This is a genomic window from Waltera intestinalis (genome assembly GCF_009695995.1).
GTDB lineage: Bacteria > Bacillota > Clostridia > Lachnospirales > Lachnospiraceae > Acetatifactor > Acetatifactor intestinalis.
The window spans coordinates 1-24,799 of sequence record NZ_VUMU01000003.1; the positions used below are offsets into that span (position 1 = coordinate 1).

Annotated in this window: 23 protein-coding genes, 7 tRNA genes, 1 rRNA gene, 1 pseudogene and 1 other annotated feature; of the genes and pseudogenes, 30 read left to right on the forward strand and 2 right to left on the reverse strand. The window is 47.7% G+C overall.

All coding sequences use genetic code 11. The features are described from left to right. From FYJ59_RS03375 to FYJ59_RS03515, 30 genes and pseudogenes are all read left to right on the forward strand, one after another. Positions 1-173: ribosomal RNA gene (locus FYJ59_RS03375) — 23S ribosomal RNA — on the forward strand; the annotation flags it as partial. A 95-nt stretch (positions 174-268) separates the two neighbouring features. Then, positions 269-342 (forward strand) — tRNA-Asp (locus FYJ59_RS03380). 23 nt (positions 343-365) lie between these two features. Further along, positions 366-438: transfer RNA gene (locus tag FYJ59_RS03385), tRNA-Val, on the forward strand. A 123-nt stretch (positions 439-561) separates the two neighbouring features. After that, positions 562-634, forward strand: a tRNA-Thr gene (locus FYJ59_RS03390). A 21-nt stretch (positions 635-655) separates the two neighbouring features. After that, positions 656-737 (forward strand) — tRNA-Tyr (locus tag FYJ59_RS03395). A 56-nt stretch (positions 738-793) separates the two neighbouring features. Next, a tRNA-Met gene (locus FYJ59_RS03400) sits at positions 794-867 on the forward strand. Positions 868-899: 32 nt separating this feature from the next. Next, a tRNA-Phe gene (locus FYJ59_RS03405) sits at positions 900-972 on the forward strand. 25 nt (positions 973-997) lie between these two features. After that, positions 998-1,070: transfer RNA gene (locus FYJ59_RS03410), tRNA-Lys, on the forward strand. Positions 1,071-1,221: 151 nt separating this feature from the next. After that, positions 1,222-1,920, forward strand: a complete 699-nt coding sequence (locus FYJ59_RS03415) for an AzlC family ABC transporter permease (protein ID WP_154495274.1) — start codon at positions 1,222-1,224, stop codon at positions 1,918-1,920. Further along, positions 1,896-2,216 (forward strand): branched-chain amino acid transporter permease, encoded by a 321-nt coding sequence (locus tag FYJ59_RS03420; protein ID WP_154495275.1) that lies wholly within the window; start codon positions 1,896-1,898, stop codon positions 2,214-2,216. Before FYJ59_RS03415 ends, FYJ59_RS03420 begins: the two co-directional genes overlap by 25 nt. Positions 2,217-2,323: 107 nt before the next feature. Continuing rightward, on the forward strand, positions 2,324-3,859 hold the full coding sequence (locus FYJ59_RS03425; protein WP_154495276.1) for a L,D-transpeptidase family protein: 1,536 nt from the start codon (positions 2,324-2,326) through the stop codon (positions 3,857-3,859). Positions 3,860-3,900: 41 nt separating this feature from the next. Then, positions 3,901-4,467, forward strand: coding sequence for an HD domain-containing protein (locus tag FYJ59_RS03430; protein WP_205839439.1), 567 nt, complete (start codon positions 3,901-3,903; stop codon positions 4,465-4,467). Between the two features lie 34 nt (positions 4,468-4,501). Beyond that, entirely contained in the window at positions 4,502-5,935 is a 1,434-nt protein-coding gene (locus tag FYJ59_RS03435) for an aminotransferase class I/II-fold pyridoxal phosphate-dependent enzyme (RefSeq protein ID WP_154495277.1), read from the forward strand. Positions 5,936-5,963: 28 nt separating this feature from the next. Further along, positions 5,964-7,385, forward strand: coding sequence for a pyruvate kinase (gene pyk / locus FYJ59_RS03440; protein WP_154495278.1), 1,422 nt, complete (start codon positions 5,964-5,966; stop codon positions 7,383-7,385). Between the two features lie 73 nt (positions 7,386-7,458). Beyond that, a complete protein-coding gene (locus tag FYJ59_RS03445) occupies positions 7,459-8,058 on the forward strand; it encodes a nucleoside/nucleotide kinase family protein (protein ID WP_154495279.1) in 600 nt (199 codons plus the stop codon). Between the two features lie 52 nt (positions 8,059-8,110). Then, positions 8,111-8,551: a YaaR family protein gene (locus FYJ59_RS03450; protein ID WP_117466062.1), complete on the forward strand. Its 441-nt coding sequence runs from the start codon at positions 8,111-8,113 to the stop codon at positions 8,549-8,551. Positions 8,552-8,655: 104 nt separating this feature from the next. Then, on the forward strand, positions 8,656-9,648 hold the full coding sequence (locus tag FYJ59_RS03455; RefSeq protein ID WP_117466061.1) for a DNA polymerase III subunit: 993 nt from the start codon (positions 8,656-8,658) through the stop codon (positions 9,646-9,648). 82 nt (positions 9,649-9,730) lie between these two features. Next, positions 9,731-10,002, forward strand: a binding site (T-box leader). A 258-nt stretch (positions 10,003-10,260) separates the two neighbouring features. After that, positions 10,261-11,304, forward strand: coding sequence for a phenylalanine--tRNA ligase subunit alpha (locus tag FYJ59_RS03460; RefSeq protein ID WP_022152876.1), 1,044 nt, complete (start codon positions 10,261-10,263; stop codon positions 11,302-11,304). 90 nt (positions 11,305-11,394) lie between these two features. After that, on the forward strand, positions 11,395-13,815 hold the full coding sequence (gene pheT / locus FYJ59_RS03465; protein ID WP_154495280.1) for a phenylalanine--tRNA ligase subunit beta: 2,421 nt from the start codon (positions 11,395-11,397) through the stop codon (positions 13,813-13,815). 344 nt (positions 13,816-14,159) lie between these two features. Beyond that, positions 14,160-15,149, forward strand: coding sequence for a dipeptidase (locus FYJ59_RS03470; protein ID WP_154495281.1), 990 nt, complete (start codon positions 14,160-14,162; stop codon positions 15,147-15,149). A gap of 163 nt (positions 15,150-15,312) precedes the next feature. Beyond that, positions 15,313-16,209: pseudogene (locus FYJ59_RS14040) on the forward strand (PSP1 domain-containing protein); the annotation flags it as partial. Positions 16,210-16,657: 448 nt separating this feature from the next. Further along, the gene (locus FYJ59_RS03480; protein WP_154495283.1) at positions 16,658-17,395 is read left to right on the forward strand and encodes a tRNA1(Val) (adenine(37)-N6)-methyltransferase; all 738 of its coding nucleotides are present in this window, start codon (positions 16,658-16,660) and stop codon (positions 17,393-17,395) included. Between the two features lie 35 nt (positions 17,396-17,430). Beyond that, entirely contained in the window at positions 17,431-18,276 is an 846-nt protein-coding gene (gene rsmI, locus FYJ59_RS03485; RefSeq protein ID WP_154495284.1) for a 16S rRNA (cytidine(1402)-2'-O)-methyltransferase, read from the forward strand. A 99-nt stretch (positions 18,277-18,375) separates the two neighbouring features. After that, positions 18,376-18,549 carry a DUF6472 family protein gene (locus FYJ59_RS13880; protein WP_022312743.1) on the forward strand — a complete coding sequence of 58 codons (174 nt, stop codon included), beginning with the start codon at positions 18,376-18,378 and terminating at the stop codon, positions 18,547-18,549. A gap of 221 nt (positions 18,550-18,770) precedes the next feature. Next, complete coding sequence (locus FYJ59_RS03490) at positions 18,771-19,184, forward strand: CidA/LrgA family protein (RefSeq protein WP_154495285.1); 414 nt, start codon at positions 18,771-18,773, stop codon at positions 19,182-19,184. Further along, entirely contained in the window at positions 19,185-19,877 is a 693-nt protein-coding gene (locus FYJ59_RS03495) for an LrgB family protein (protein WP_118551864.1), read from the forward strand. A 69-nt stretch (positions 19,878-19,946) separates the two neighbouring features. Next, the gene (locus FYJ59_RS03500) at positions 19,947-20,132 is read left to right on the forward strand and encodes a hypothetical protein (RefSeq protein ID WP_022152867.1); all 186 of its coding nucleotides are present in this window, start codon (positions 19,947-19,949) and stop codon (positions 20,130-20,132) included. Between the two features lie 12 nt (positions 20,133-20,144). Then, positions 20,145-20,399 (forward strand): spore coat protein, encoded by a 255-nt coding sequence (locus FYJ59_RS03505; protein ID WP_022152866.1) that lies wholly within the window; start codon positions 20,145-20,147, stop codon positions 20,397-20,399. Positions 20,400-20,596: 197 nt separating this feature from the next. Then, entirely contained in the window at positions 20,597-21,181 is a 585-nt protein-coding gene (locus FYJ59_RS03510) for a hypothetical protein (protein ID WP_022152865.1), read from the forward strand. An 8-nt stretch (positions 21,182-21,189) separates the two neighbouring features. Then, a complete protein-coding gene (locus FYJ59_RS03515; protein ID WP_249327111.1) occupies positions 21,190-21,714 on the forward strand; it encodes a spore maturation protein in 525 nt (174 codons plus the stop codon). Between the two features lie 22 nt (positions 21,715-21,736). Here FYJ59_RS03515 and FYJ59_RS03520 read toward each other — a convergent pair whose 3' ends face one another. Together FYJ59_RS03520 and FYJ59_RS03525 are read right to left on the reverse strand one after the other, a co-directional pair. Then, entirely contained in the window at positions 21,737-22,684 is a 948-nt protein-coding gene (locus FYJ59_RS03520) for an AEC family transporter (RefSeq protein WP_154495286.1), read from the reverse strand. Between the two features lie 132 nt (positions 22,685-22,816). Continuing rightward, a complete protein-coding gene (locus FYJ59_RS03525; RefSeq protein ID WP_205839440.1) occupies positions 22,817-24,535 on the reverse strand; it encodes a DUF885 domain-containing protein in 1,719 nt (572 codons plus the stop codon). Positions 24,536-24,799: the final 264 nt, after the last annotated feature.

Genomic DNA, 24,799 nt, shown 5'->3' on the forward strand with positions numbered 1-24,799 from the left:
CAAGTCCGGCAGGGATAAACGCTGAAGGCATCTAAGCGTGAAGCCCCCCTCAAGATGAGATATCCCTCAGAAATGAGTAAGACCCCTTGAAGACTACGAGGTAGATAGGAATGAGGTGTAAGCACAGTAATGTGTTCAGCTGACATTTACTAATCGGTCGAGGGCTTGACCAAAGGTTTTGGATAGGAAAGCAGGATGGAAGTTAGGATATAAGAGATGAGGTTTCAGTGTTCGGTTTTGAAGGTACAAACAATGTATTTTCAGGAATGGCCCAGTGGCTCAGTTGGTTAGAGCGTCGCCCTGTCACGGCGAAGGTCGTCGGTTCGAGTCCGATCTGGGTCGTTAAAGGATTAGTTAATCCTTGTGGGGTCTTAGCTCAGCTGGGAGAGCATCTGCCTTACAAGCAGAGGGTCATAGGTTCGAGCCCTATAGGCCCCATTTATCGTGAAAACGGATTTTATTTATGTAGTACGCCGATGTGGCTCAATTCACGACAATTGAGGAGTGAAGCGAGTCAATTGTAGGCAGAGCAGCTGATTACAAATCGGCTGTTGAGTATACGCCGATGTGGCTCAATTGGCAGAGCAGCTGATTTGTAATCAGCAGGTTATCGGTTCGAGTCCGATCATCGGCTTTATGGAACACAATTCCATATGGATGGATTCCCGAGTGGCCAAAGGGGACAGACTGTAAATCTGCTGCAAATTGCTTCGGTGGTTCGAATCCACCTCCATCCATTTTCTTTTTCGGGAATATTTTCGAAGAAGAGAACATATCATATACAACATAATATCGCGGGGTGGAGCAGTCTGGAAGCTCGTCGGGCTCATAACCCGAAGGTCATAGGTTCAAATCCTGTCCCCGCTACTAAGATCTGAGTGCAAATTCAGATCTAAAATGCCCAGATAGCTCAGTTGGTAGAGCAGAGGACTGAAAATCCTCGTGTCACTGGTTCGATTCCGGTTCTGGGCATTTGTAATATGCAAAAATAATTTATGGGATACTAGCTCAGTCGGTAGAGCACTTGACTTTTAATCAAGTTGTCGGGGGTTCGAATCCCCCGTGTCTCATTGGGTAAGATCAATATACTGTAAGTATATTGATCTTTTTTAATGACTATTACAAAAATAGAACCTATATCAGACTATTGTTTGACAAATCATGGTATGCTAAAATAATTCGTCGAGAACAATGAAATTGCGAAAGAGACTGGATTTACCAATGGAAAACAAGATAAAAGAATTACGTTATGCAATAGTGCAGTCCGTTCCGGTGATGTTGGGATATCTTTTCCTGGGATTTGCCTTTGGATTAATGCTAAATGATGCCGGATATGGATTCTGGTGGGCCTTTTTTATCAGCCTGTTTGTATATGCGGGAAGCATGCAATTTGTCTTGGTTACGTTACTTACAGCCGGAGCAAGCCTGTGGTATACATTGATCATGACACTGTTTGTCAATGGCAGACATATGTTTTACGGCCTTTCTTTTGTAGAGAAATTCAAAAAAATGGGTGTAACTTACCCGTATATGATTTTCTCACTTACAGATGAGACATTTTCTTTATTATGCGATCTGAAAGTTCCGGAGGGGATGCGAGAAGAGCGAGTCAGCTTTTACATATCTCTGTTGGATCATTGTTACTGGCTCCTGGGAAGTTGTGTGGGAGCGGTGGCAGGAAGTGTGCTGCCGATCAATACCACGGGAATTGACTTTTCCATGACAGCGCTTTTTACAGTCATCGTAGTCAATCAGTGGATGGATACGAAAGAGCATAAGCCAGCGATCATCGGAGGTGTAGTCGGAGTGTTATGCCTGATTCTGCTGGGGGCAGGAGTCTTTTTACTGCCGGCACTGACTATTACAGCGATTATTTTATTAGGAGTTAAGAAAAAATGTTATATTCCATCGGAATCATAGCAGTTGCAGCTATTGTTACTTTATTTATAAGGGCAATTCCCTTCGTACTGTTCGGAGGGAAGAGAGAAGTTCCGGAGACCGTGACCTACCTGGGAAAAGTACTCCCGCCGGCGATCATGATAATTCTCGTTGTATACTGTGTAAAAGGTATTAATCTTATGGTCGGGAATCATGGCATTCCGGAACTGTTATCCATTGCAGTGGTTGCAAGCCTTCATATTTGGAAGAGAAACACTTTGCTTAGTATAGCGGTAGGAACTGTACTTTATATGATATTAGTGCAAGTAGTATTCTAAATCAGTGTGAAAGGGCAATTTTTCGCCCTTTTCACACTATTTTTTTATAAAATTAAATGCTATAATGAGCGCAATAGGAATAATATGAGGGAGAAACGTAAGATAAAATGGGAAACGAAAACAAAGATGTAATCGAAGAAACAAAGAAGGAAAATAAAGAGGAAATAAAAGAAGCGACAAAGGAAGAAACAAAAGAAGAAACGACAAAAGAAGAAACCAAAGAAGAGACCAACAACAAAACGAAAAAAAGTAAGAAAGGTCTCTGGATCGGACTTGGAATCTTAGTAGTACTCTTGATAGCTTACGGAGTTGGAGCTTTTTATTATCACTCTCATTTTCTGTATCAGACATCGGTAAATGATACGGATTGCAGTAATCTGACAGCACCCGAAGTGGCAGCGATCATGGCAAGCCAGTCCCAGCAGTACAGCCTGCAGATATTTGGAAGAGATGAGAACGGCGTACAGGAAGAGATCGGAACGGTGACAGCACCGGAGATCGGAATGAACTGGGTGGACACTCAGGGAGCAGCACAGGAGCTTTTGAACATACAGAATGAATTCCTGTGGATCGAGATGCTGTGGAGCACACAGAATTATGATATGGTCCAGGGAGTAGCCTACGATGCAGATAAATTGCAGGAGCAGCTGGCCCAGATGCCTGCTTTACAGAAGAAAAATATGATTGAGCCGGAAGATGCATATATCAGTGAGTATTCCGAAAAAACGAAGAGCTATGAGATCGTTCCGGAGACACTGGGATCGACACTGGATCTGGATCAGGTAGAGGATGTGGTATCTGCAGCGATTATGGCGGGAGCTACTTCGGTAGATCTGGAAGAGCAGGGATGTTATGAGACCGCAAGGGTAATGGCAGAGGACACCGCACTGGTAAAAGCCTGCGATACCATGAATAAGTGGGTCAGTGCGCAGATCACCTATGACTGGAACGGCAATAAGGTCGTTGTAGACGGAGATACTATTCACGAATGGATCCAGGTGGGTGACAGGGATCCGCAGTTAAATGAGGAAGCTATCGCCGAGTTTGTATCGGAGCAGGCAAAAGAGTACGATACTTACGGCAAAAAGAGAAAATTTACCACTGTACAGGGCATTGAACTGAACCTGCCAAGCGGTGCATACGGTTGGAAGACAGACCGTGAGGAAGAGATCAAGGCATTGACAGAAGCCATTCAAAACGGTGAAACTGTGGATAAAGAACCGGTATACATCAGCAAAGGTGCTCAAAAAGGAAGCAATGATATCGGCAATTCTTATGTCGAGATAGATCTGACGAATCAGCATCTGTATCTGTTCAAGGATGGAGATATTGTTCTGGAGACAGATTTTGTATCCGGCAATATGAGTAAAGCTGACTGCGTGACACCGCCCGGAGTATTCGGCCTGACCTATAAGACCAGAAATGCAATATTGCGTGGTGCAAATTATGAAACACCGGTTAATTACTGGATGCCGTTTAACGGTAATGTTGGCATGCATGATGCAACATGGCGGAGAGCTTTCGGAGGAACCATTTATCTGACATCCGGTTCTCACGGTTGTATCAATCTGCCTTTACACATGGCAGCATCTATCTATGAGTATGTATCCACCGGCTTCCCGGTAGTATGCTATTATTACTAATTCTTTACTGAAGAGGGGACAATTGGAAGGAAGGCGACCCTATGAAACAACGTTCGGCAAAGAAAATAAGAAAATGGAAAGAAAAATTTGAGAGAGAACGTGAACTTAGACAGGAAATCCGGGCTGCAGCACCGGATATTCTGCGTTCTAAGAACTTCAGATCTACCATGTCTCATGTGCAGCATGGCAATATGACCGTGAATGATCATAGCATGAATGTGGCAAAATGCAGTCTTGCCATCAGTGAGAAACTGCATATTCCCTGTGAGAAGAAAGAGCTGATCCGCGGAGCATTACTGCATGATTATTTCCTGTATGACTGGCATACGCAGGATTATGTCAGCCCTCATAAGCTTCACGGATTCTATCATCCCGGTAGAGCTCTTAAGAATGCGCAGCAGGAATATCAGCTGACACCCAGGGAGAGAGACATTATAAAAAAGCATATGTGGCCCTTGACAATTTCGGCGGTGCCCATGTGCAGAGAGGCATGGATCGTTACTATGGCAGATAAATGGTGCTCTCTCATGGAGACTTTTCATGTACACAAGGGTCACGGAGCGTTGATCGAGAAGCTTCGGGAGACGAGAGAAGAACAGAAAAAATAAACGGGGAAGGATTCCCCGGACGGGAGAATAATAAGTGGGTGAGCTGTACCGGAGACTGAAGGCATATAGCGAAACGGATGAATACCCCTATCATATGCCGGGACATAAGAGGCAGGTCTGTGGTGAATTACCGCAGGAGATCATGAATATAGATATCACGGAGATTGATGGATTTGATAATCTACATGCCCCGGAAGAGATCCTGCGAAGATTACAGGAAGAAGCTGCCAGACTGTATGGTGCGGAGGAAAGTTTTTATCTGGTAAACGGCAGTACCTGCGGTGTGTTGGCTGCTATCAGCGCAGCGGTTCCGAAGGGCGGACGGCTCCTTATGACCAGAGGCGGACATAAGTCAGCGTATCATGCAGCATACCTGAGAAATTTAACAATATCTTATCTGTATCCGGAAATGATGCAGGAGTATGATATTTATGATGCGATAACTCCGGAACAGATCGCGGAAGCACTGGCGAAGGAACCTGTGCCGGATGCAGTATTTCTGGTGTCGCCCACCTATGAAGGCAGGATTGCGGATATAGAGAAGACTGCGCAGATCGTGCATAGCAAGGGAATTCCTCTGATCGTGGATGAAGCGCACGGAGCGCATCTGGGATTGGCAGAAGGACTTGCGAAGAACAGCTGTCAGTGCGGAGCGGATCTGGTCATTCACAGCGTGCATAAGACTTTGCCGGCACTTACTCAGAGTGCGTTGCTCCATGTGAACGGCAATCGGATCGACAGAGACCGCCTGCGTAGATTTTTGCATATTTACCAGTCCAGCAGTCCATCCTATGTATTGATGGCAGGAATTGACAATGCACTGCAGGTAGTAGAGGAGCAGGGAGACTATCTGTTCGCAAAATTCCAGATAAATTATCTGAGGATGCTGACAGAACTGTCAGAATGCAGAAATTTAAGCTTTTTACCGCTGGATGCCAGACAGGATATCGGAAAACTGATCATAGTATCTGCAAAGGCAGGTTTGTCAGGACAGCAGATTTATGATATTCTATTAAAGAAATATCATCTGCAGTTGGAGATGGCAGCACCGGGATATTGTCTTGCGATGTTTACCATAGGAGATGGGGAAGAAGCGTATCGGAGAATGACAGATGCGCTGCTTGCAATCGATCGCGATATCACTGCGGGAAAATGGCAGAGCAGACAGAAGCAGGACGGCAGAGAAGAGGAGGAAATCTCTCTCTATCAGCTGCATCCCGAAGTGCGGATGTCCCTTGCCCAGGCTTGGGATGCCGAAAAAGAAGAAATTCTGTTGTCACAGGCAGTGGGAAGAATCGCAGGAGATTTCGTGAATCTGTATCCTCCCGGGATTCCTGTGCTGGTACCGGGAGAGCAGATCGAGGAGACGCATTGCAGACAGCTTGCGGAATACCTGAAAGAGGACCTGAATGTTCAGGGAGTGACAAAAGATGCCGGGTATCGCATTACCGTAGTAAAAAACGAATAATTTTAACAGCAGAAAGGATTTAGCTTGAATGAGAAAAACCAAAATTATCTGTACCATCGGTCCCGCCAGTGAGAGTGAGGAGAAATTAAGAGAGTTAATGCTTGCCGGAATGAATGTAGCACGATTCAACTTTTCCCACGGAAGCCATAAGGAGCAGCTGGTAAAATACAACAGAGTATTGAAAGTACGTAAGGAACTGGGATTGCCGGTAGCAACTCTGTTAGATACCAAGGGACCTGAGATCCGTCTGCGTGATTTTGAAGGCGGTAAGGTAGAGCTGGTATCCGGTCAGCAGTTCATTCTGACCACGGAAGAAATTATGGGAACCGCCCAGAAAGCTACGATTTCCTATAAGAATCTGAAAAACGATATCAAAGTCGGTACAACAATCCTCATTGATGACGGTCTGATCGAGATGACGGTAGAAGAGATCAGAGGTGAAGAGATTGTCTGCAGAGTAATCAACGGAGGTTTTGTATCCAATCATAAGGGCGTGAATGTGCCCGGAGCAATTCTGTCCATGCCGTATATCAGTGAGGTGGATCTGGCAGATATTATCTTCGGTGTAGAGCACGGATTTGACTTTATCGCAGCTTCCTTTGTCAGAACCAAGGAAGATATTCAGGAAGTGCGCAAGATCGTAGAGGACAGAGGCAGCAAGATCAAGATCATTGCCAAGATTGAGAACATGCAGGGCATTCAGAACCTGGAAGAGATCATTAAAGTGGCAGACGGTATCATGGTAGCACGTGGTGACATGGGTGTCGAAATCCCTCTGGAAGAAGTACCTATTCTGCAGAAGAAGATGATCAAGATGGCAGTGGCACAGGGCAAGCATGTCATCACTGCGACCCAGATGCTGGAATCCATGATCAAGAATCCCCGTCCTACCAGAGCAGAGGCAACGGATATTGCCAATGCCATCTATGATGGAACGACAGCCATCATGCTGTCCGGCGAGAGTGCAGCCGGTCTGTACCCCGTAGAGGCAGTTAAGACCATGAGCCGTATCGCAGAGAGAGCGGAGCAGGATATTGACTACCGCGGAAGAATGCAGAAAGTTAAGGAAGACAGACAGGAAACTCCCGATATTACTACAGCAATCTCCTATGCGACCTGCAGTGTGGCTTCTGATCTGAATGCAGCAGCCATCATCACCGTAACCATGTCCGGATTTACCGCGAATATGATCGCGCGTTATAAGCCCGGATGCCAGATCATCGGCTGTACATTGGATGAGAAGGTATACCGCCAGTTAAATCTGCTGTGGGGTGTAAATCCTGTCATGATCCAGAAGGAGCGGACCACGGATGCTCTGTTCGAGGAAGCGGTATTCAAGGCAAAGCAGGCAGGTCTGGTAAAGACTGGTGACACAGTTGTCATTACCGCAGGTGTACCCCTGGGTGTGGTAGGTAAGACCGATATGATCCATGTGGTAGAAGTGGAATAAAGGATCGTGTTATCAATCTATCATAACAAGGTATGCAAATGCCATGAGAATAAAACAACGGAAATGAGAGAGTATGGGAAAAATAGTATATCTCATGGGGAAAAGTTCCTCCGGAAAAGACACCATATTTAAAGAACTGATGAAAGAGGGCACGATGGATCTGAGGACCATCGTGCCTTATACGACACGACCGATCCGTGCGGGGGAAGAGAACGGTGTGGAATATTTTTTCACGGATGAAACCGGTTTTCAGGCATTGAAGGAGCAGGGAAAAATCATTGAAGACAGAGCTTATGACACCGTCTACGGAATCTGGCGGTATTTTACAGTGGATGACGGACAGATCGATCTGGCAGAACAGAACTATCTCATGATCGGAACGCTGGAAGCTTATACTAAAATGATTGCTTATTTCGGTGCGGAGGCGATTCTGCCGGTCTATATCGAGCTGGATGATGGCGTGCGCTTACAGCGGGCACTGGACAGGGAACTTAGACAGGAGAAACCGAAGTACGAGGAAATGTGCCGGAGATTCCTGGCGGACAGTGCAGATTTTTCGGAAGAAAAGCTGGCGGCAGCAGGCATCCGGGACAGATTCGAGAATACAGATCTGACGAAATGTCTGAATGCTATTACAAAATACTTAAAAGAAGCTGGTATATCGCCGAAATAATGTTTGGAAACTATCAGGTAATGAATGCATTTCGGAGAAAAGAGGTGGGCGTATGGAAATGAGAGTCAATCAGATACAGCAGCCGGCTCCGGTGGAGCAGGTACAGAACACTGCGCCCACGGATGGCAGCTTCAAGTTCATGCTGGCAAGCCATGTGGAAGAGGCAGAACTGCAGGAGAGGCTGACGAACCTCATGGCGGAGATCACGACAGAGGGAGAAAAACTGGCGAAGAAACGGGATGTGAAGGATATGCGGCATTACCGTGGACTGGTCAAGGAATTTCTCAATGAAGTAGTGACGAGATCTCATTCTTTTTCCAGGGAAAATTTCCTGGACCGGCGAGGACGGCACCGGGTATACGGCATTATCCGGCTGGTGGATGAGAACCTGGATCAGCTGGCACAGGAATTGATGAAGGATGAAAAAGACAATCTGGCGATCCTGAATAAGATCGGAGAGATCAGGGGATTGTTATTGGATATTTTTACTTGATCATGCAAAATTTTATTTGCACGAAAGGCTGGAAGGAAGTACGATAGAAGCAGATCATAAGCAGTGTACAGACATAGCATAAGATACGGACAGGGGGAATACTATTGGCAACATTTCATGACATCATCGGTCAGGAACAGATCAAAGAGCATTTACAGAACGCCATTTCGGCGAAAAAGATTTCCCATGCATATATTATTAACGGTGAAAAGTCTTCCGGCAAGGAATTCATTGCCAGAGTATTCGCCATGACATTACAGTGTGAAAAAGGCGGCACGGAGCCCTGTCAGGAATGTCATTCCTGTAAGCAGGCGTTGTCGGACAATCAACCGGATATTATCTATGTCAGCCATGAGAAGCCGAATACCATCAGCGTAGACGATATTCGTGCGCAGATCAACAATGATATCGCCATCAAGCCATACAGCAGTCCCTATAAGATCTATATTATGAACGAGGCAGAGAAGATGACGCCCCAGGCGCAGAATGCAATCCTGAAAACACTGGAGGAGCCGCCCGAGTATGCAGTGATCATGCTGTTGACTTCTAACGTGAATTCTCTGCTGCCGACGATCCTCAGCCGTTGTGTGGTACTGAACATGAAGCCGGTAGCCGATGAACTGGTGCGTAATTATCTCATGCATCAGCTGCAGGTGCCGGATTATAAAGCGGAGGTCTGTGTGGCATTTGCCAGAGGTAATATCGGCAAGGCGAAATCCCTGGCGTCCAGTGAGGACTTCGATAATATTAAGAATGAAGCGTTGTCGCTATTGAAATATATTCAGGATATGGATCTGAGTGAGATCACCGCAGCGATCAAAAAGATCACGGAATATAAGCTGCAGATCAATGATTATCTGGATCTCATCGCCATTTGGTACCGGGATGTGCTCCTGTTCAAGGCGACCAGTGATGTGAACCATCTCGTCTTCCGGGAGGAGATCAGTGCTATCCGCCGCGTAGCCCAGCGCAGCAGCTATGAAGGAATCGAGGAAGTCATCGAAGCCCTGGATAAGGCGAAGAGGCGTCTGGATGCTAACGTAAATTTTGACCTGACTATGGAACTTTTGATGCTGGAGATCAAAGAGAACGGATAAGTCAGAGGCAGCCAAGGCAGTAGAGAGACTTCTGTGAATTAAAACCTTGACATTTCCGCTATTTCGGTATTATCATATCAAGGTAAAGGCAATGAACGTGCATAGTAAGATTCTATTTTCCTGACAGAGAGGGAAGCCCGCCGGCTGAAAAGCTTCCTGAGGTTCAAACAGAATCGAAATTCACACGCGAGCCGCATACCGGAAGAATTCGAGAGCAGAGAGCATGGATTTGGTAGGGTATGACGTTTCCTCACTCGTTACGTGAGTTAAGAGTCTTATCGTGAATGTAAAAATAATTTTCATTTTTCACATAAGGAATTTGGGTGGTACCGCGGATATAAATTCGTCCCAATGGGGTGAAGTTGTATGCGCGGTTTTTTTTGTAACTATTCAGAGCCGAGGAAATTTGCATAAATTTGCGAATCATGCTTGCATGAATGAGCATAATTTTGGAAATTTCTTTGGCGAGCTAGCCTCAATGAGCAAAAAGTAAGCATCGCAGATGCGATTTTGCGAATGAGGCTCTGAATAGTTACAATATAAAAATGCAATACACATCCCAGGCACAAGTAAAAATACGTGTGAATCATTCACACAGAAATGAGGAGTAAGATGGCAGATTTAAACGAATTGAATGAAAAAGTCGAACAGATCAAAGCCGACATCCGGGAACAGCTGGAGAAGATCGAGAACACCAAGGGTGTCTACGAGTACAAAAAGACCATTCTCGACAAGAACGGTATTATCGGCGGACTGATGAAGCAGATGGGTTCCGTGCCCAAGGAAGAGAAGGCTGACTTCGGTAAGAAAGTCAACGAATTGAAGAACTGGGCAAGCGAGCATTTTGACGAGCTGAACACGAAGTTAAAAGAAAAAGAGATGGAGCTGCGCTACGAGAGTGAGAAGATCGATATCTCCATGCCGGCAAAGAGCCGCAAGACAGGTAATCTGCATCCCGTAACCCAGGTGCGTAACCAGCTGATCGATATCTTCGCATCCATGGGCTTCAGCGTATATGAAGGAACCGAGATCGAGACCGATTATTACAACTTTACCGCACTGAATACCCCGCAGGATCATCCCGCAAGAGACATGCAGGATACTTTCTACCTGTCTCCGGAATTCCTGCTTAGAACCCAGACCTCCGCAGGTCAGGTTCACGTGATGGAGAGCCAGAAGCCTCCTATCAAGATCTTAAGCCCCGGTAAAGTATTCCGTTCCGATGATGATGCGACCCATTCTCCGATGTTCACCCAGATGGAGGGTCTCGTGGTAGATAAGACCATCACTCTGTGCGACCTGAAGGGTATGCTGGAAGTACTGGTACAGAAGATCTTCGGTGAAGGTACCACCACGAGACTGCGTCCTTCTTACTTCCCGTTCACCGAGCCTTCCGTAGAGGTCGATGTCAGCTGCTTCGCCTGCGGTGGCTGCGGCTGCCGTCTGTGCAAGGGTACCGGCTGGATCGAAGTACTGGGTGCAGGTATTGTAAATAAGAAAGTGCTGGAGAACTGCGGCATTGACTCCGAGGAGTACAGCGGACTGGCATTCGGTATCGGTATTGAGCGTCTGGCAATGTTAAAGTACGGTATTAACAATATCAAGCTGTTATATCAATCTGATATGCGTGTACTGGATCAGATCAATGATGACTAAGATCACAGGAATATGATTTTACAACAGTAACGATGCAAGGAACATTACGAGAGGATGTCGTACAAGACGGCATCGAAGGAGGTAAAAGATATGTTAGTACCACTTAGTTGGTTAAAAGAATATGTGGATATAGATGTAGAAGCCAAAGAACTGGAAGAGAAGCTGTTCTCCTGCGGTTTTGAGGTAGAGGAATCCTACGAAGTAGGTAAGGACATCAGCGGTGTGGTAGTCGGACTGGTAGAAGAGTGTGAGCCCATCCCTGAGACCCACTTACATGTATGTAAGGTAAATGTAGGCGGCGCAGAGCCCCTGCAGATCTGCTGTGGTGCGGACAACGTACATGCAGGCGGCAAATACCCCGTAGCACTGGAAGGTGCGCAGGTATACGCTACCGCCAAAGATCATGTGACCATCGAAGGCACCATGAAGATCAAAAAAGGCAAGCTGCGCGGCTATGAGTCCTGCGGTATGTTGTGTTCCGGTACTGAGCTGGGACTGACTGAGGATCTGTACCCCGGTGCAGGCTACAACGGACTGCTGGTACTGCCGGAGGATGCCGAGATCGGTGCAGATGTAAAGCCTCTGTTACAGTTGGATGACTGGATCTTCGATATTGCCATTACCGCCAACAGACCGGACTGCGAGAGCATCTTCGGTATTGCCAGAGAAGTAGCGGCTATCCTGAACAAACCCGTGAAGACTCCGGCACTGGATTACACCGAGAGCGGCGTTACCAAAGATGGTTTCACCGTAACTGTGGATGCTCCGGATCTGTGCCCCAGATATATCGCACACTATGTAACTGATGTAAAAATCGGCGAATCCCCCGCATGGATGAAGAGACGTCTGGCACTGGTAGGCATCGGATCTATCTCCAACGTGGTAGATATCACGAACTACATCTTAAAAGAGCTGGGTCAGCCCATGCACGCATTTGACTCTTCTTACATTGAAGGCAATGCCATTCATGTAAGACGCGCTCATGACAAAGAAAAGATCATGACCCTGGATGAAAAAGAGTTTGAATTAAACGAAAACAACCTTGTTATCTGCGATGGCGTAAAGCCCGTAGCTTTAGCAGGTATCATGGGCGGCTTAAATTCCGAGATCCGCGACACCACAGAGGCTGTCATCTTCGAGTCCGCAAAATTTGCAAGAGACAATATCCGTAAGAGCTCCAGAGCACTGGGACAGTCTTCCGATTCTTCCCAGAGATATGCCAAAGGCGTGGATGAGTATGCTACCGTTATGGCAAGCAAGAGAGCACTGCATCTGATCGAGGAGCTGGGTTGTGGTAAAGTATCCTCTACCCACGTAGAGGCAAACACCGGTAACTCCATCGAGCCTACCGAGATGAAGGCAAGCATCAAGAAGGTAAACGGCGTACTGGGTATTGAAGTACCTACCGCTGACATCGAGAGAATCTTAAAGTCCCTGAATTTCCAGCCTGTCATTAACGGCGACGAGCTGACCATTCAGGTACCTGCATACCGTGAAGATATGGAATCCTATCCCGATATCGCAGAGGAAGTCATCCGTATGTACGGTTACGACCATGTAACCCCGACTTTTCTCGCGGCAGCAGCTGTAACCAGCGGTGGTATGAATACGAAGCAGAAGACCGAGCTTAAGATCAAGAGAGCACTGTGTGCACAGGGCGCATTTGAGGGCGTACATTACTCCTTCTTCTCCCCTTCCGATCTGAACCTGTTAGGCCTGCCCGAGGATGCACCGGAGAGACATGCGATCCGTCTGATCAACCCGATCAACGAGGATCTGTCCCTGATGCGTACCACTCTGGCTCCCCAGATGATCCACGCCATCGCCCGCAACCAGAAAAACGGTTGTCTGGAAGGCAGAGTATACGAGATCGGCAATAAATTCATCCCTAAGGATCTGCCTCTGACCGAGTATCCAGATGAGAGAGAGACTATCTGCATCGGTATCTGGGGTAAGGAAGAGAGTTTCTTCACTCTGAAAGGTCTGGTAGACACCGTAGCAGAGACTCTGTTCATTGATTTCGAATATGTAGAAGACAAAAAGAGCTTCCTGCATCCTTATCGTACCGCAAAAATCCTGTACAACGGCGAAGAGATCGGCTACTTAGGTCAGCTGACCTACGAGATCCAGAAGGAAGAAGACATGCGTGAGTCCGCATACATCGCAGAGATCGATCTGAAAGCCCTGCGTCCTGTATACGGCAAGGTTCCCACCTTCACACCGATCTCCAAGTTCGCGAAGGAGACCAGAGACCTGGCACTGGTAATGAACAAATCCGTTACCTGCGGCGAGGTAGAGAAGGCAATCGCAGAAGCCAGCAGCTTCGTAGAGTCCGTAGAACTCTTCGATGTCTATGAAGGCTTACAGGTAGGACCCGAGAAGAAGTCCATGGCATTCACCGTAACCTTTGCTCCGAAGGAGGAAGAATTCACCACAGAGGCAGTGGACGGCTATGTGAAGAAGATCCTGAAGAACCTGAACAACAAGCTGGGTGTAGAGCTTAGATCTTAACATAGTAACTATTCAGAACCATAAAATATTTAAAAATCTCTCCGAATGAAGCCTTCACTTAGGAATTATAAGAAAAAACAGTTTTTGAGTGACGTCTTCAAGCAGTGACAAAAAGAAATAACGACCATACAAGAGTAAGAATTCTCCTGTGTGGTTGTTTTCTTATGCTCAAGTACCAAAAGGGTATGAGAGGTTATTCTATGCGGCACTGGAAGAATTCGGACTGTAAAGAGGTGTCATAACCGGCGTGAAGTCCGGAGCCGGATTATGTCATTACGGTTGTGAATGAAGCATATATTGAATTTGCGCAGGGAGCTCTATCTGAATAAAAGGAGGCAGCTTAGATGTACCGGGTAATTGATCTACACTGTGATACGATACCTAATATGTACTCGGATTTCAGGGAAGGGAAGGAGACTTCCCTTCTTTCCAATTCCGGAAGAATCGATTTGAACCGGATGAGAGAAGGGGGATATATTTGCCAGTGCTTTTCCCTTTTTACCCATCTGGGAGTATTGAAGAAAAGAGGCGAGTCACCATTTACACATGTATTGGGGCTTGCAGATTTCTGGAAAACACAGATTGCGGAATATCCGGATATCATAGGACAGGTGACAACAGCAGAGAGTATGGAAGAGAACGCCAGGATGGGAAAGCTATCAGCTATGATGACAGTGGAAGAGGGCGGAGTGTATGAAGGAAAACTGGAAAACCTGTATGCACTATATGACAAAGGCGTCAGAATGTCTACCCTGACATGGAACTTTGCAAATGAACTGGGGTATCCCAATTCGGCAATCGCACCGGGAAGTCCCCGAATTCCGGACATGGTCAATGGACTTACGGATACTGGGAAAAGCTTTGTGGAGGAAATGGAGAGAATCGGCATTCTTATTGATGTTTCCCATTTAAATGATGCCGGCATACGGGACATTTTTGAGCTTACGCATGGCCCTGTGATCGCAAGTCACTCCAACGCACGTACACTCTGCTCACATCTGCGGAATCTCTCGGATAATAATATCAGAATGATCGGAGAGCGGGGCGGTGTTATCGGTATCAACTATTTCGTAGGATTTCTTGAGGATGGTGGAAAGATCGGGCGGATTGAAAAAATGGTGGAGCACATGCAATATATTAAAAACCTGGCAGGAATCGATGCAATAGCACTGGGAAGTGACTTCGATGGCTTCGGAGAGCCTTGTGAGCTGTCTGGCGCAGAAAAAATGCAGCAGCTTGCCGCAGAGATGGAACGACAGGGTTTTTCTTCCTCAGAAATCGAAAAGGTATTTTCCTTAAATGCTTTAAGGGTATTTCGGTCTGTGCTGTCCTAAGAAAACTTATGTATCATAAGATGTGAGTATCATAAGATGCTAATATTAGAGTAGTCATTTTAGAAAAGATATGATAAAATAGCAGTTGCAGGCGCATTTTGCGCAGGCAGCTGTTGTTTTAATTTATTTGAAGATGCCATGGGCATCAGTGAGGTAGATAGATATGACAAAAGTAATCGGTGTGAGATTTCGTACAGCGGGCAAGGTATATTTCTTCGATCCGCTGCAGCTGGAGATAAAGAGAGGCGATCACGTGATCGTGGAGACCGCCAGAGGCATAGAGTTCGGTACGGTCGTTGCGGGAGTGCATGAGGTAGAGGATGACAAGGTGATCCAGCCGCTGAAGCCTGTGATGCGGATCGCCGGAGAGAGAGATATCGAGCAGGAGGCTGCCAACAAAGAAAGAGAGAAGGAAGCCTTCAAGATATGTAAAGAGAAGATATTAAAGCATGGTCTGGAAATGAAGCTGATCGATGCGGAGTATACGTTTGATAACAATAAGGTATTATTCTATTTTACAGCAGACGGACGTATCGACTTCCGTGAACTGGTCAAGGATCTGGCAAGTGTGTTCAAGACCCGTATCGAGCTGCGCCAGATCGGTGTCAGGGATGAGACCAAGATCCGCGGCGGTATCGGTATCTGTGGACGACCTCTGTGCTGTCACAGCTATCTGTCGGATTTCGTGCCGGTATCCATCAAGATGGCGAAGGAGCAGAATCTGTCCCTGAATCCCACCAAGATCTCCGGTGTCTGCGGCAGACTGATGTGCTGCCTGAAAAATGAGGAAGACACTTACGAAGAACTGAACCGTAAGCTTCCCGGTGTGGGTGACTATGTCCAGACGGCAGATGGACTCCATGGCGAGGTACAGAACGTCAACGTACTGCGTCAGTTGGTCAAGGTACTGGTAGAAGTCGGTGACGAGAAGGAACTGAAGGAGTACGAGGCAGACACTTTACAGTTCAAGAGACGCCGCGGCAAAAGGGGCGGTCAGGAACTGTCTAAGGAAGAGCAGAAGGAACTTGAGAAGTTAGAGGAGATCGAGGAGAAGGAAGAAGCGGAAGAACGCGCAGAAAAACGTGCGGAGCAGCGCCCGGAGCGTCAGGACCGCAGAGAACAGAGAGCCGACAGCGAGAATCGCGGGGATAACCGCAGACGCGACGGACGCAGAGACGACAACCGCAGAAATAATAACCGTGGTGAGAATCAGAGTCGTAATGATAACCGTGGAGAAAATCGGAACAACGAGAATCGTGGTGACAACCGCAGAGACAATAACCGTGACAACCGCAGGGATAATAACCGCGGCGACAGACGCTGTGAGAATCGTCCGCAGAACCGTCCGGAGCAGGTAAGAGAGAACAGCGATGCTCAGGGTGCAGAGCAGTCCGGCAGCCAGGGACAGGCACCAAGAGACAATTCCTTCCGCAGAAGATCGAGACACGGTGGCAGAAGAGACGGCAATAACGGTAATAACGGTAACGGAAGAAAACCGGAGAACACGAATGAAGGTTGAACTGAAGGATAAAGAACGAATTGATGACCTTCAGCGGAACGGTTATCAGATCATACAGAATCCGGAGAAATTTTGTTTCGGCATGGATGCGGTGCTTCTGACAGGATTTGCCCACGCCAGAGAGAAAGATATTTTACTGGATCTGGGGACAGGCACCGGGATCATCCCGCTCCTGATGGAAGCAAAATACCACTGTTCCCATCTCACCGGACTGGAGATCCAGGAGGAGAGCGCAGATATGGCGAGACGCAGTGTGGCGTTGAACGATCTGCAGGACCGCATTGACATCGTGACAGGAGACATCAAGGAAGCAGACCGGATTTTTCAGGCTGCTTCCTTTGACTGTATTACCTGCAATCCTCCGTACATGATCGGACAGCATGGATTGACGAACCCGGAGGAACCGAAAGCGATCGCCAGACACGAAGTGCTCTGTACACTGGAGGATGTGGTCAGCAGGACAGCAAAACTATTAAAGCCCGGCGGACATTTTTACATGGTACATCGCCCCTTTCGGCTGGCGGAGATCATGACCATGCTGGTAAAATACAAGCTGGAGCCGAAGCGGATGCAGCTGGTGTATCCCTACATCGACAAGGAGCCTAATATGGTGCTCATCGAGGCGGTGCGAGGCGGCAGATCCCGCATGACCGTGGAGAAGCCGTTGATCGTGTATCAGTCACCGGGAGTATATATGCCGGAAATATATGATATATATGGATATTAAAAAGGGAAAGTGATTTGGAGAGGAGGCAGGAGCTCATGCCCGGAACTTTATATTTGTGTGCAACGCCCATTGGCAATCTGGGGGATATGACACCGCGGGTGGTGGAGACCCTGCAGACGGTGGATGTGATCGCAGCGGAGGATACCCGTAACAGTATTAAGCTGCTGAATCATTTCGACATCCATACGCCCATGACCAGCTACCATGAGTTCAATAAAGTAGAGAAGGCACACCAGCTGGTAGGACAGCTGTTAAACGGACAGAATATTGCGCTGATCACTGATGCCGGTACCCCGGCGATCTCCGATCCCGGTGAAGTACTGGTGCGGATGTGCCAGGAGCAGAATGTTCCCGTCACTTCCCTGCCAGGTCCTGCGGCCTGTATTACAGCACTGACCTTATCAGGACTCAGTACAAGAAGGTTTTGTTTTGAAGGATTCCTGCCTGCGGATAAAAAGGAAAAGAAAGCGATTCTGGAGGAACTGAAGACCGAGAGCCGTACCATGATCCTCTACGAAGCACCCCATCATCTGATTCGGACGCTGGAGGAACTGTATGCGGCACTGGGGGAGCGACGGATCACGTTGTGCAGAGAACTGACCAAGAAGTTCGAGACCGTATTTCCCACCACTTTGGAAAAGGCGCTGGACTACTACAAGACAGAGGAACCCCGCGGAGAATATGTCCTGGTAGTAGAAGGGAAGAGCCCGGAAGAGAAACGACAGGAAGAGATCGCATCCTGGGAATCCATGAGCATTGAAGAACATATGGCTTATTACGAAGAGCAGGGTATGGATAATAAATCCGCCATGAAGCAGGTGGCAAAAGACAGAGGTGTGGGAAAACGGGAAATCTATCAGTATCTGCATGGCAACTCATGAAACGGTGAAAATACCATAATGAAACCGAACCAAAACAGACAAAAGCATATGAGGATAATGTAGGATAATCCGTGAAAGGCATATGCAGAGAGAGGCAAAATGACTAATTGTGACGCGTGTGTCAATTATGAATATGACGAAGATTATGAATGCTATTGCTGCATGGTGAATCTGGATGAGGATGAAATGTACCGCTTTTTATCCGGAACCCAGCAGGAGTGTCCCTACTTCCGACTGGATGACGAATATGCAGTGGTAAGACACCAGATGTAAGGGAAAAATTCACGAAAGCAAGATAAAAAAGTTTACTCAAATGGTAGAGAATGCTGATTGTGAAAGTAAAAATCAAGTAGTATAATACGAAGTTGCGTGCTGAAAAATAGTGCGCAGCTTCTTTTGTTTGTGGGCAATATAATGATGCCCGGGCATCATATCGTGTTGCTATATAACAAAAGAAATGAAATACTAAAGTTAACAGGTAGGGTGACAATATCATGAAATATGTGAAACAATTTTCGATTATCCTGGGAATCTCCTTTCTGGCAGAGCTTCTGGAGATCCTGATCCCGCTTCCCATCGCAGCAAGCGTCTATGGTCTGGTGATCATGCTGGTGGGGCTGATCACAAAACTGATCCCGCTGGAAAAGGTGGAGACCGCGGCGGATTTCCTCGTGGATGCCATGTCCATTATGTTCGTGCCCGCTACCGTGGGAATCATGGCAAGTGTGGATGCTTTAAAAGAGATGCTGCTTCCCATCTGTGTGATCACGGTGGTATCCACGGTACTGATCATGATCGTGACAGGCCGGGTATCCCAGCATATTATCCGGGGGCAGAAAAATAAAGGTGCTGCAACCCTGCAGACGGTCGGAACCGAAGCTGCCGCAGATGATAAGGAGGACAGATAAATGAATGAAATATTGAGCCAGTCTATCTTTTTCGGTATTGCTATTACACTGGTCACCTACGAGATCGGTCTGTGGATCAAACAGAAGACCGGAAAAGCCATTGCCAATCCCTTACTGATCTCCGTAATCCTGATCGTGGCAGTATTGTTATTGTTCCATATAGATTATGAGACCTATGCAAACGGTGCACAGTATATCAGCATTTTCCTGACTCCGGCAACGGTCAGCCTGGCAGTGCCTCTGTATCGTCAGCTGGAACTGTTAAAGACTTATCCCAAGGCTATTTTCGGCGGAATCATTGCCGGCGTGCTGACTGCCATGGTGAGCGTTTTCGCTTTAAGCCTGATGTTCGGTCTGAACCATGAGCAGTATGTAACGCTTCTGCCGAAGTCCATTACCACGGCTATCGGTATGGGGATTTCTGAAAAAATGGGCGGTATTGTGACCATTACGGTAGTCGTGATCATTGTCACAGGTATCCTTGGCAACATTCTGGCAGAGACGATCTGCCGACTTTGCAAGATCGAGGATCCCATTGCCAAAGGTCTTGCCATTGGCACCAGTGCCCATGCGTTGGGAACCGCGAAAGCCATGGAACTGGGCGAGATCGAAGGCGCCATGAGCAGCCTGTCCATCGTGGTCTGTGGTATTCTGACGGTGATTTCCGTATCCATATTTGCTAATTTTATTTAGTATAGAAAAAAATATCCTGCGCATACTAACCTCGCATAGAACAGAAGGAATCAAAAGGAGGTTAACAGCATGAGTGATATTTCAGAATTAGATCTGCAGAATCTGCGCCATCTGATCGGCGGCTTTGACACGACCCGCTGCAAAATGCAGGAGTACGCCAAGGAAGCGGAGGACCCGAAGGTAAAACAGTTTTTTGAAAAGGGTGCCCGCAGCGCTATGGAGAACAAACAGCAGCTTATGAAGTTTTTGCAGTAAGGAGGCAGCAGAATGCAGGAAAAGACAATGGTAGCAGATACTTTGGCCGGGATCAACGGAGAACTGACCCGCTATGCGGGAATGATCGCTCAGTCAGAAAACAAGGAATTAAAACAGACACTGAAGCAGTTCCGTACCGCCTGTGAGCAGTCCCAGGAGGAGCTGTATCAGATCGCCAGAGAGAAATCTTATTATGTGCCGGCAGAGAAAGCCACTGCGGAAGAAGTGGCACATGTGAGGAGCCTGTTCACACAGGGAACTCTGTAAAAGAATTTGAGAGAATGAACCAGATAAGCCTTTCGGAAAATATATTACCGGAAGGCTTATATTTGTATGCCGGGAAGAAATTCCGGATGGAAATGCAGGCCTGGTAGGACATGACCGAAGGCACGATTTGTATTTTCATAGGACATCCCGGCATCCGCATATAGTGAAACGAAGGAACAGCAGGCGGTTTGGAGAAGATGCTTAATTATATCTGGGCAGGAATGATCCTGTTAGGTGTGATCTACGGAGTCTGTACCGGACAGATGAGTGCATTGACAGAAGGGGCGCTTGACAGTGCCGGAGAGGCGGTGAGCCTCTGCATCACCATGGCAGGGGTCATGGCACTGTGGATGGGACTGATGGAGATCGCGCAGGAATCCGGCATGATCACGAAGATGACAAAAGGTATCAGGCCTTTTCTGAAATTTATGTTTCCAAGACTTCCGGAAGATCATCCGGCGGGGGAATACATAGCTACGAATCTGATCGCCAATGTGCTGGGGTTGGGATGGGCGTGTACACCGGCGGGACTGAAAGCCATGGAGCAGCTGGCGGAACTGGAGAGCGGACGGCGCGGAACGAATGTGTCAGTTGCCAGCAACGAAATGTGTACCTTTTTGATCCTGAATATTTCGTCCTTACAGCTAATCCCGGTCAACATGATCGCCTACCGCAGTCAGTACGGCAGTGCCAACCCCGCGGTGATCATTGCTCCGGCACTGGTGGCTACACTTTTCAGTACTATCATTTCCGTCATTTATTGTAAATGGAAGGATAGGTGAGGATCATGATAAACGTATTGACACATATGTCAGATATTATGATCCCCATGGTGATCTTCTGGATCGTGGGTTACGGAATGGTCTCAGGGGTGAAAGTGTATGAGACTTTTTTGAAGGGGGCAAAAGAGGGGCTGCGCATTGTGGTGGAGATCCTTCCGACACTGGTAGGACTGATGATGGCAGTGGGAATCCTTCGGACTTCCGGATTTTTTGAGTTGTTAGGGAAGCTGATCGGACCGGCGACGCAGGCTGTGGGACTTCCGACGCAGCTGATCCCGCTGCTTATCGTAAAAATGTTCTCTTCCTCTGCGGCTACCGGGCTGGTGCTGGATATTTTCAAGACCTGCGGCCCGGACTCTTATGCCGGGATGCTGACATCAATCCTTATGAGCTGTACCGAGACGATTTTTTATACCATGAGTGTGTATTTTCTGGCGGCAAAGGTAACGAAAACCCGCTACACGCTACCGGGGGCACTGCTGGCAACGTTAGCGGGAACAGTGGCAAGCATTTTTCTTGCGGGGAAAATGTGATGATGCCAGGGGCATCATGCAACTAAATCAATTGCATACTCCGCAAAATAAACAGGAATACTGTGAGGGTAACGGAACTTAAAAACGTGGTGGCAACAACCACGCTGGAAGTCAAAGTTCCTTCGTGGTTCATGTTTTTCGCCATAATATAACAGCTTACGGTGGTGGGGGAGCCCAGCATAATGAGGATCGCCACCAGTTTTTCTCCGGTAAAGCCAAAATGGATGGCAAGCGGCAGGAACAGTGCGGGCCATACTACCAGCTTTAATACAGTTGCTACTCCGGTGGGGGCTAAAAGCTTTAAGGCTTTTTTACCCTCGAATCCGGCACCGAGGCCGATCAGGGCCAGAGGGGTAGCCAGTACGGCAACATTGCTGATGGTCTTGGAAATGATCACGGGATAATGGATCCGGCAGGCGCTGGACAGCATGCCCAGGGCGATACTGATAATGATCGGATTCGTGATGATCCCTTTTAAGGATTTCAGCAGGGATTCTTTATCGAAGCCCTTCGCATCCGGTCCGGTGAAGGACAGGATCAGTACGGCAGCGATATTGTACAGGGGAACCGTACCTACGATCATCAGGGGAGCCATGCCGGAGTTTCCGTAGATGTTCTGTATAAAGGCGATACCCAGAACAGCGGCACTGCTGCGGTAGCTTGCCTGGACAAGCTCTCCCAGGCGGGATTTGTTCTTATAAAAAATGCCTGTCACGACCCAGGTGATGATGATGCAGAACAGGGTCACGAAGAAGCAGAACAGCACGTAACCGGTATCCCATACACTGTAAAAATCTGCAGTGGACATGTCCTTGAACAAAAGTACGGGCAGGGTGATCTTATAATTGAATGAATTCAGGGTTTTGACAAAAGAGTCGTTGGTAACATGCAGCTGCTGTAAAACATAACCGATCACCATGACCAGGAATACGGGGATCGTTGCATTCAAACTGAATAATAGTTGTTCCATGGGAATTGTATGCCTTTCTGTTATCGAAGCGGAATATAGGAAGCGAAAAGCCTCTCTCCTTTTGCAAGTATAGAAAAGGAGGGGGGCTTTGTCAAGTTATGGTCTTGTGTTGTTTTACAAGGCTGCTCTATTTTACAGTAGCTCCTCCAGCAAGGAAAAATCACAGCAGCCATTTTCCAGATAAAATGTGTGAAAGCGAAGGTCGGAATACCTGTCACCCCAATGGGACCGGGCAGTTTCCCGTAATTTCAAAATCTCCAGATAGCCCACATAATACTTCGGATAATTGCAGGGCTCTTCCGCAATATAAGTATAGATCGCCTTGCAGGCTTCCGGGGAATCAATGCCAAACTTTCCAAGGAATGTGGCAGTCTGATCGTATCCGGCACCTTCCCCGTGGATCAGAAGGTCCAACAGAGTATACATGCACAGCTGAAGGCTCCGGGTATGTTTTTCCAGGAGAGCGGCCTGCGCGGCATCCGACTGTCCGCACTGTTCGAGCAGATCTGCCGCATAATCATAGGAAATAAATTCTACATACAGCGCCCAACCCTCCAAATATCCGCCGTACCAGATCAGCTTTCTCACAGGATCCATGTCTTTATCTAAAAAGGCACGGTTACTATACACGGTCTGATAGAGATGCCCGGGAAAACCTTCGTGTGCCAGGGTCGTATAGAGCTCCAGTCCCATGGGAGAATTGCGGCGGTTTATATAGATGACATTATTGTCAGAATCGCCCAGGGGAGTCGTCAGGTAAAAAGCCGGTGCACTGTAAGGTTCCAGACTGGGTACGACATCCTTGACAGTAAAGGAGGGAGTGGGATTACTGACAGGAAAGTCATTTATCATGCGTGATTGTAGATCGGAAAGCATTTCTTCCGGTTCCGGGATGGGAAAACCTTCCGTGATCCCTTCGGAAAGCATGGAAAGCAGAGAAGGGGACTGTTGTGTCAGGCTGCGGATGGCCGCCTGTTCCTCCTGAAATTGCGCCAGAAGCATTTGCACCAGTTCTTTTTCCGAACGGGAGGAACCGGTCTCGGCGAAAAGCAGGTGGTGATAGTAAGCCTTCCCATCCGGCAACAGGGCGAGACCTTTCGGCAGGGCGCCGGATGTATCTATGATCCCGCCGGGAGACGCCTGAGAGATAGAAGATGTCTGACCGGCAGAGCCGGAAGTCTCCAGAGAGTACAGTCCTTCGGATAGTGTGGCGTAGGCAGGCTGTACTACCGTGGTGAGCAGCCGGTCATTTTCCTTAAGAAAGGAAGAGACAACTTCGGCAGATAATATGCCCTGTGCCTGCAATTCCACCAGCCGGTCTTCAAAGGTGGTCTGCAAAAAGTGGGTTCCCTGCGCTAGTTCTTGTATGGTGACGATGGTGTCACATTGCTTTCGGACTTTTTCCAGGGAAACATCCGGCATGAGGAAGCCTGCGGCAGCTTTTTCCTGCTCATAGAGGAGCAAGGAGGCAAAATAATCGTCCACCTGGTCTAAGAGTGCCAGGTAGTCTGTCACATCCCGCCTGGAACGGAAGGTGTATTCTGCCAGCAGGATGGGGAGCTGTGACTGCATTCCCGAAGATGGGGACAGCGGTTCGTTGTAATAGGGGAACTGCGCCAACGCCAGGTCATTTTCCAGAGACCGCTGTAGGAGTGTATAGGTGAAAGCATTCTCCGGTGAGAGCTTATCGTAAGCAATACAACTTAGTTGCCTAAGGAGCGCAGAACAACGTTCCCCACTCGCGTCCGACTGCCCGGAGGTATAGAGGGAAAGGACAGGCTCATAATCCGTGATCCCAAAAGCGGCAGAATCCGCAATGGTGTAGTGCATGTTCAGAGTACTGGCAGTCATTTCCTCCCGGAAAACCTGAGAGGTGAATTGCTCAAAGCGCCTGTCTGCGGAAGTACAATGGGACAAAAGAGCCATGGCGCCGGTGAGAGTGCAGAGGAGGCAGATACACAGAAGCAGTTGGTGGAAGGAAAGGGAAGGACGTTTTCGCACGATAGTTACCTGATGACAGAGAGTGTTGGTAAAAGTATATGTGAACAGCACCGGGGATAGACTTAAAGCGACTTACCTCAGGGTCACAGTCACGTCTCTGACTTCATATGTGGA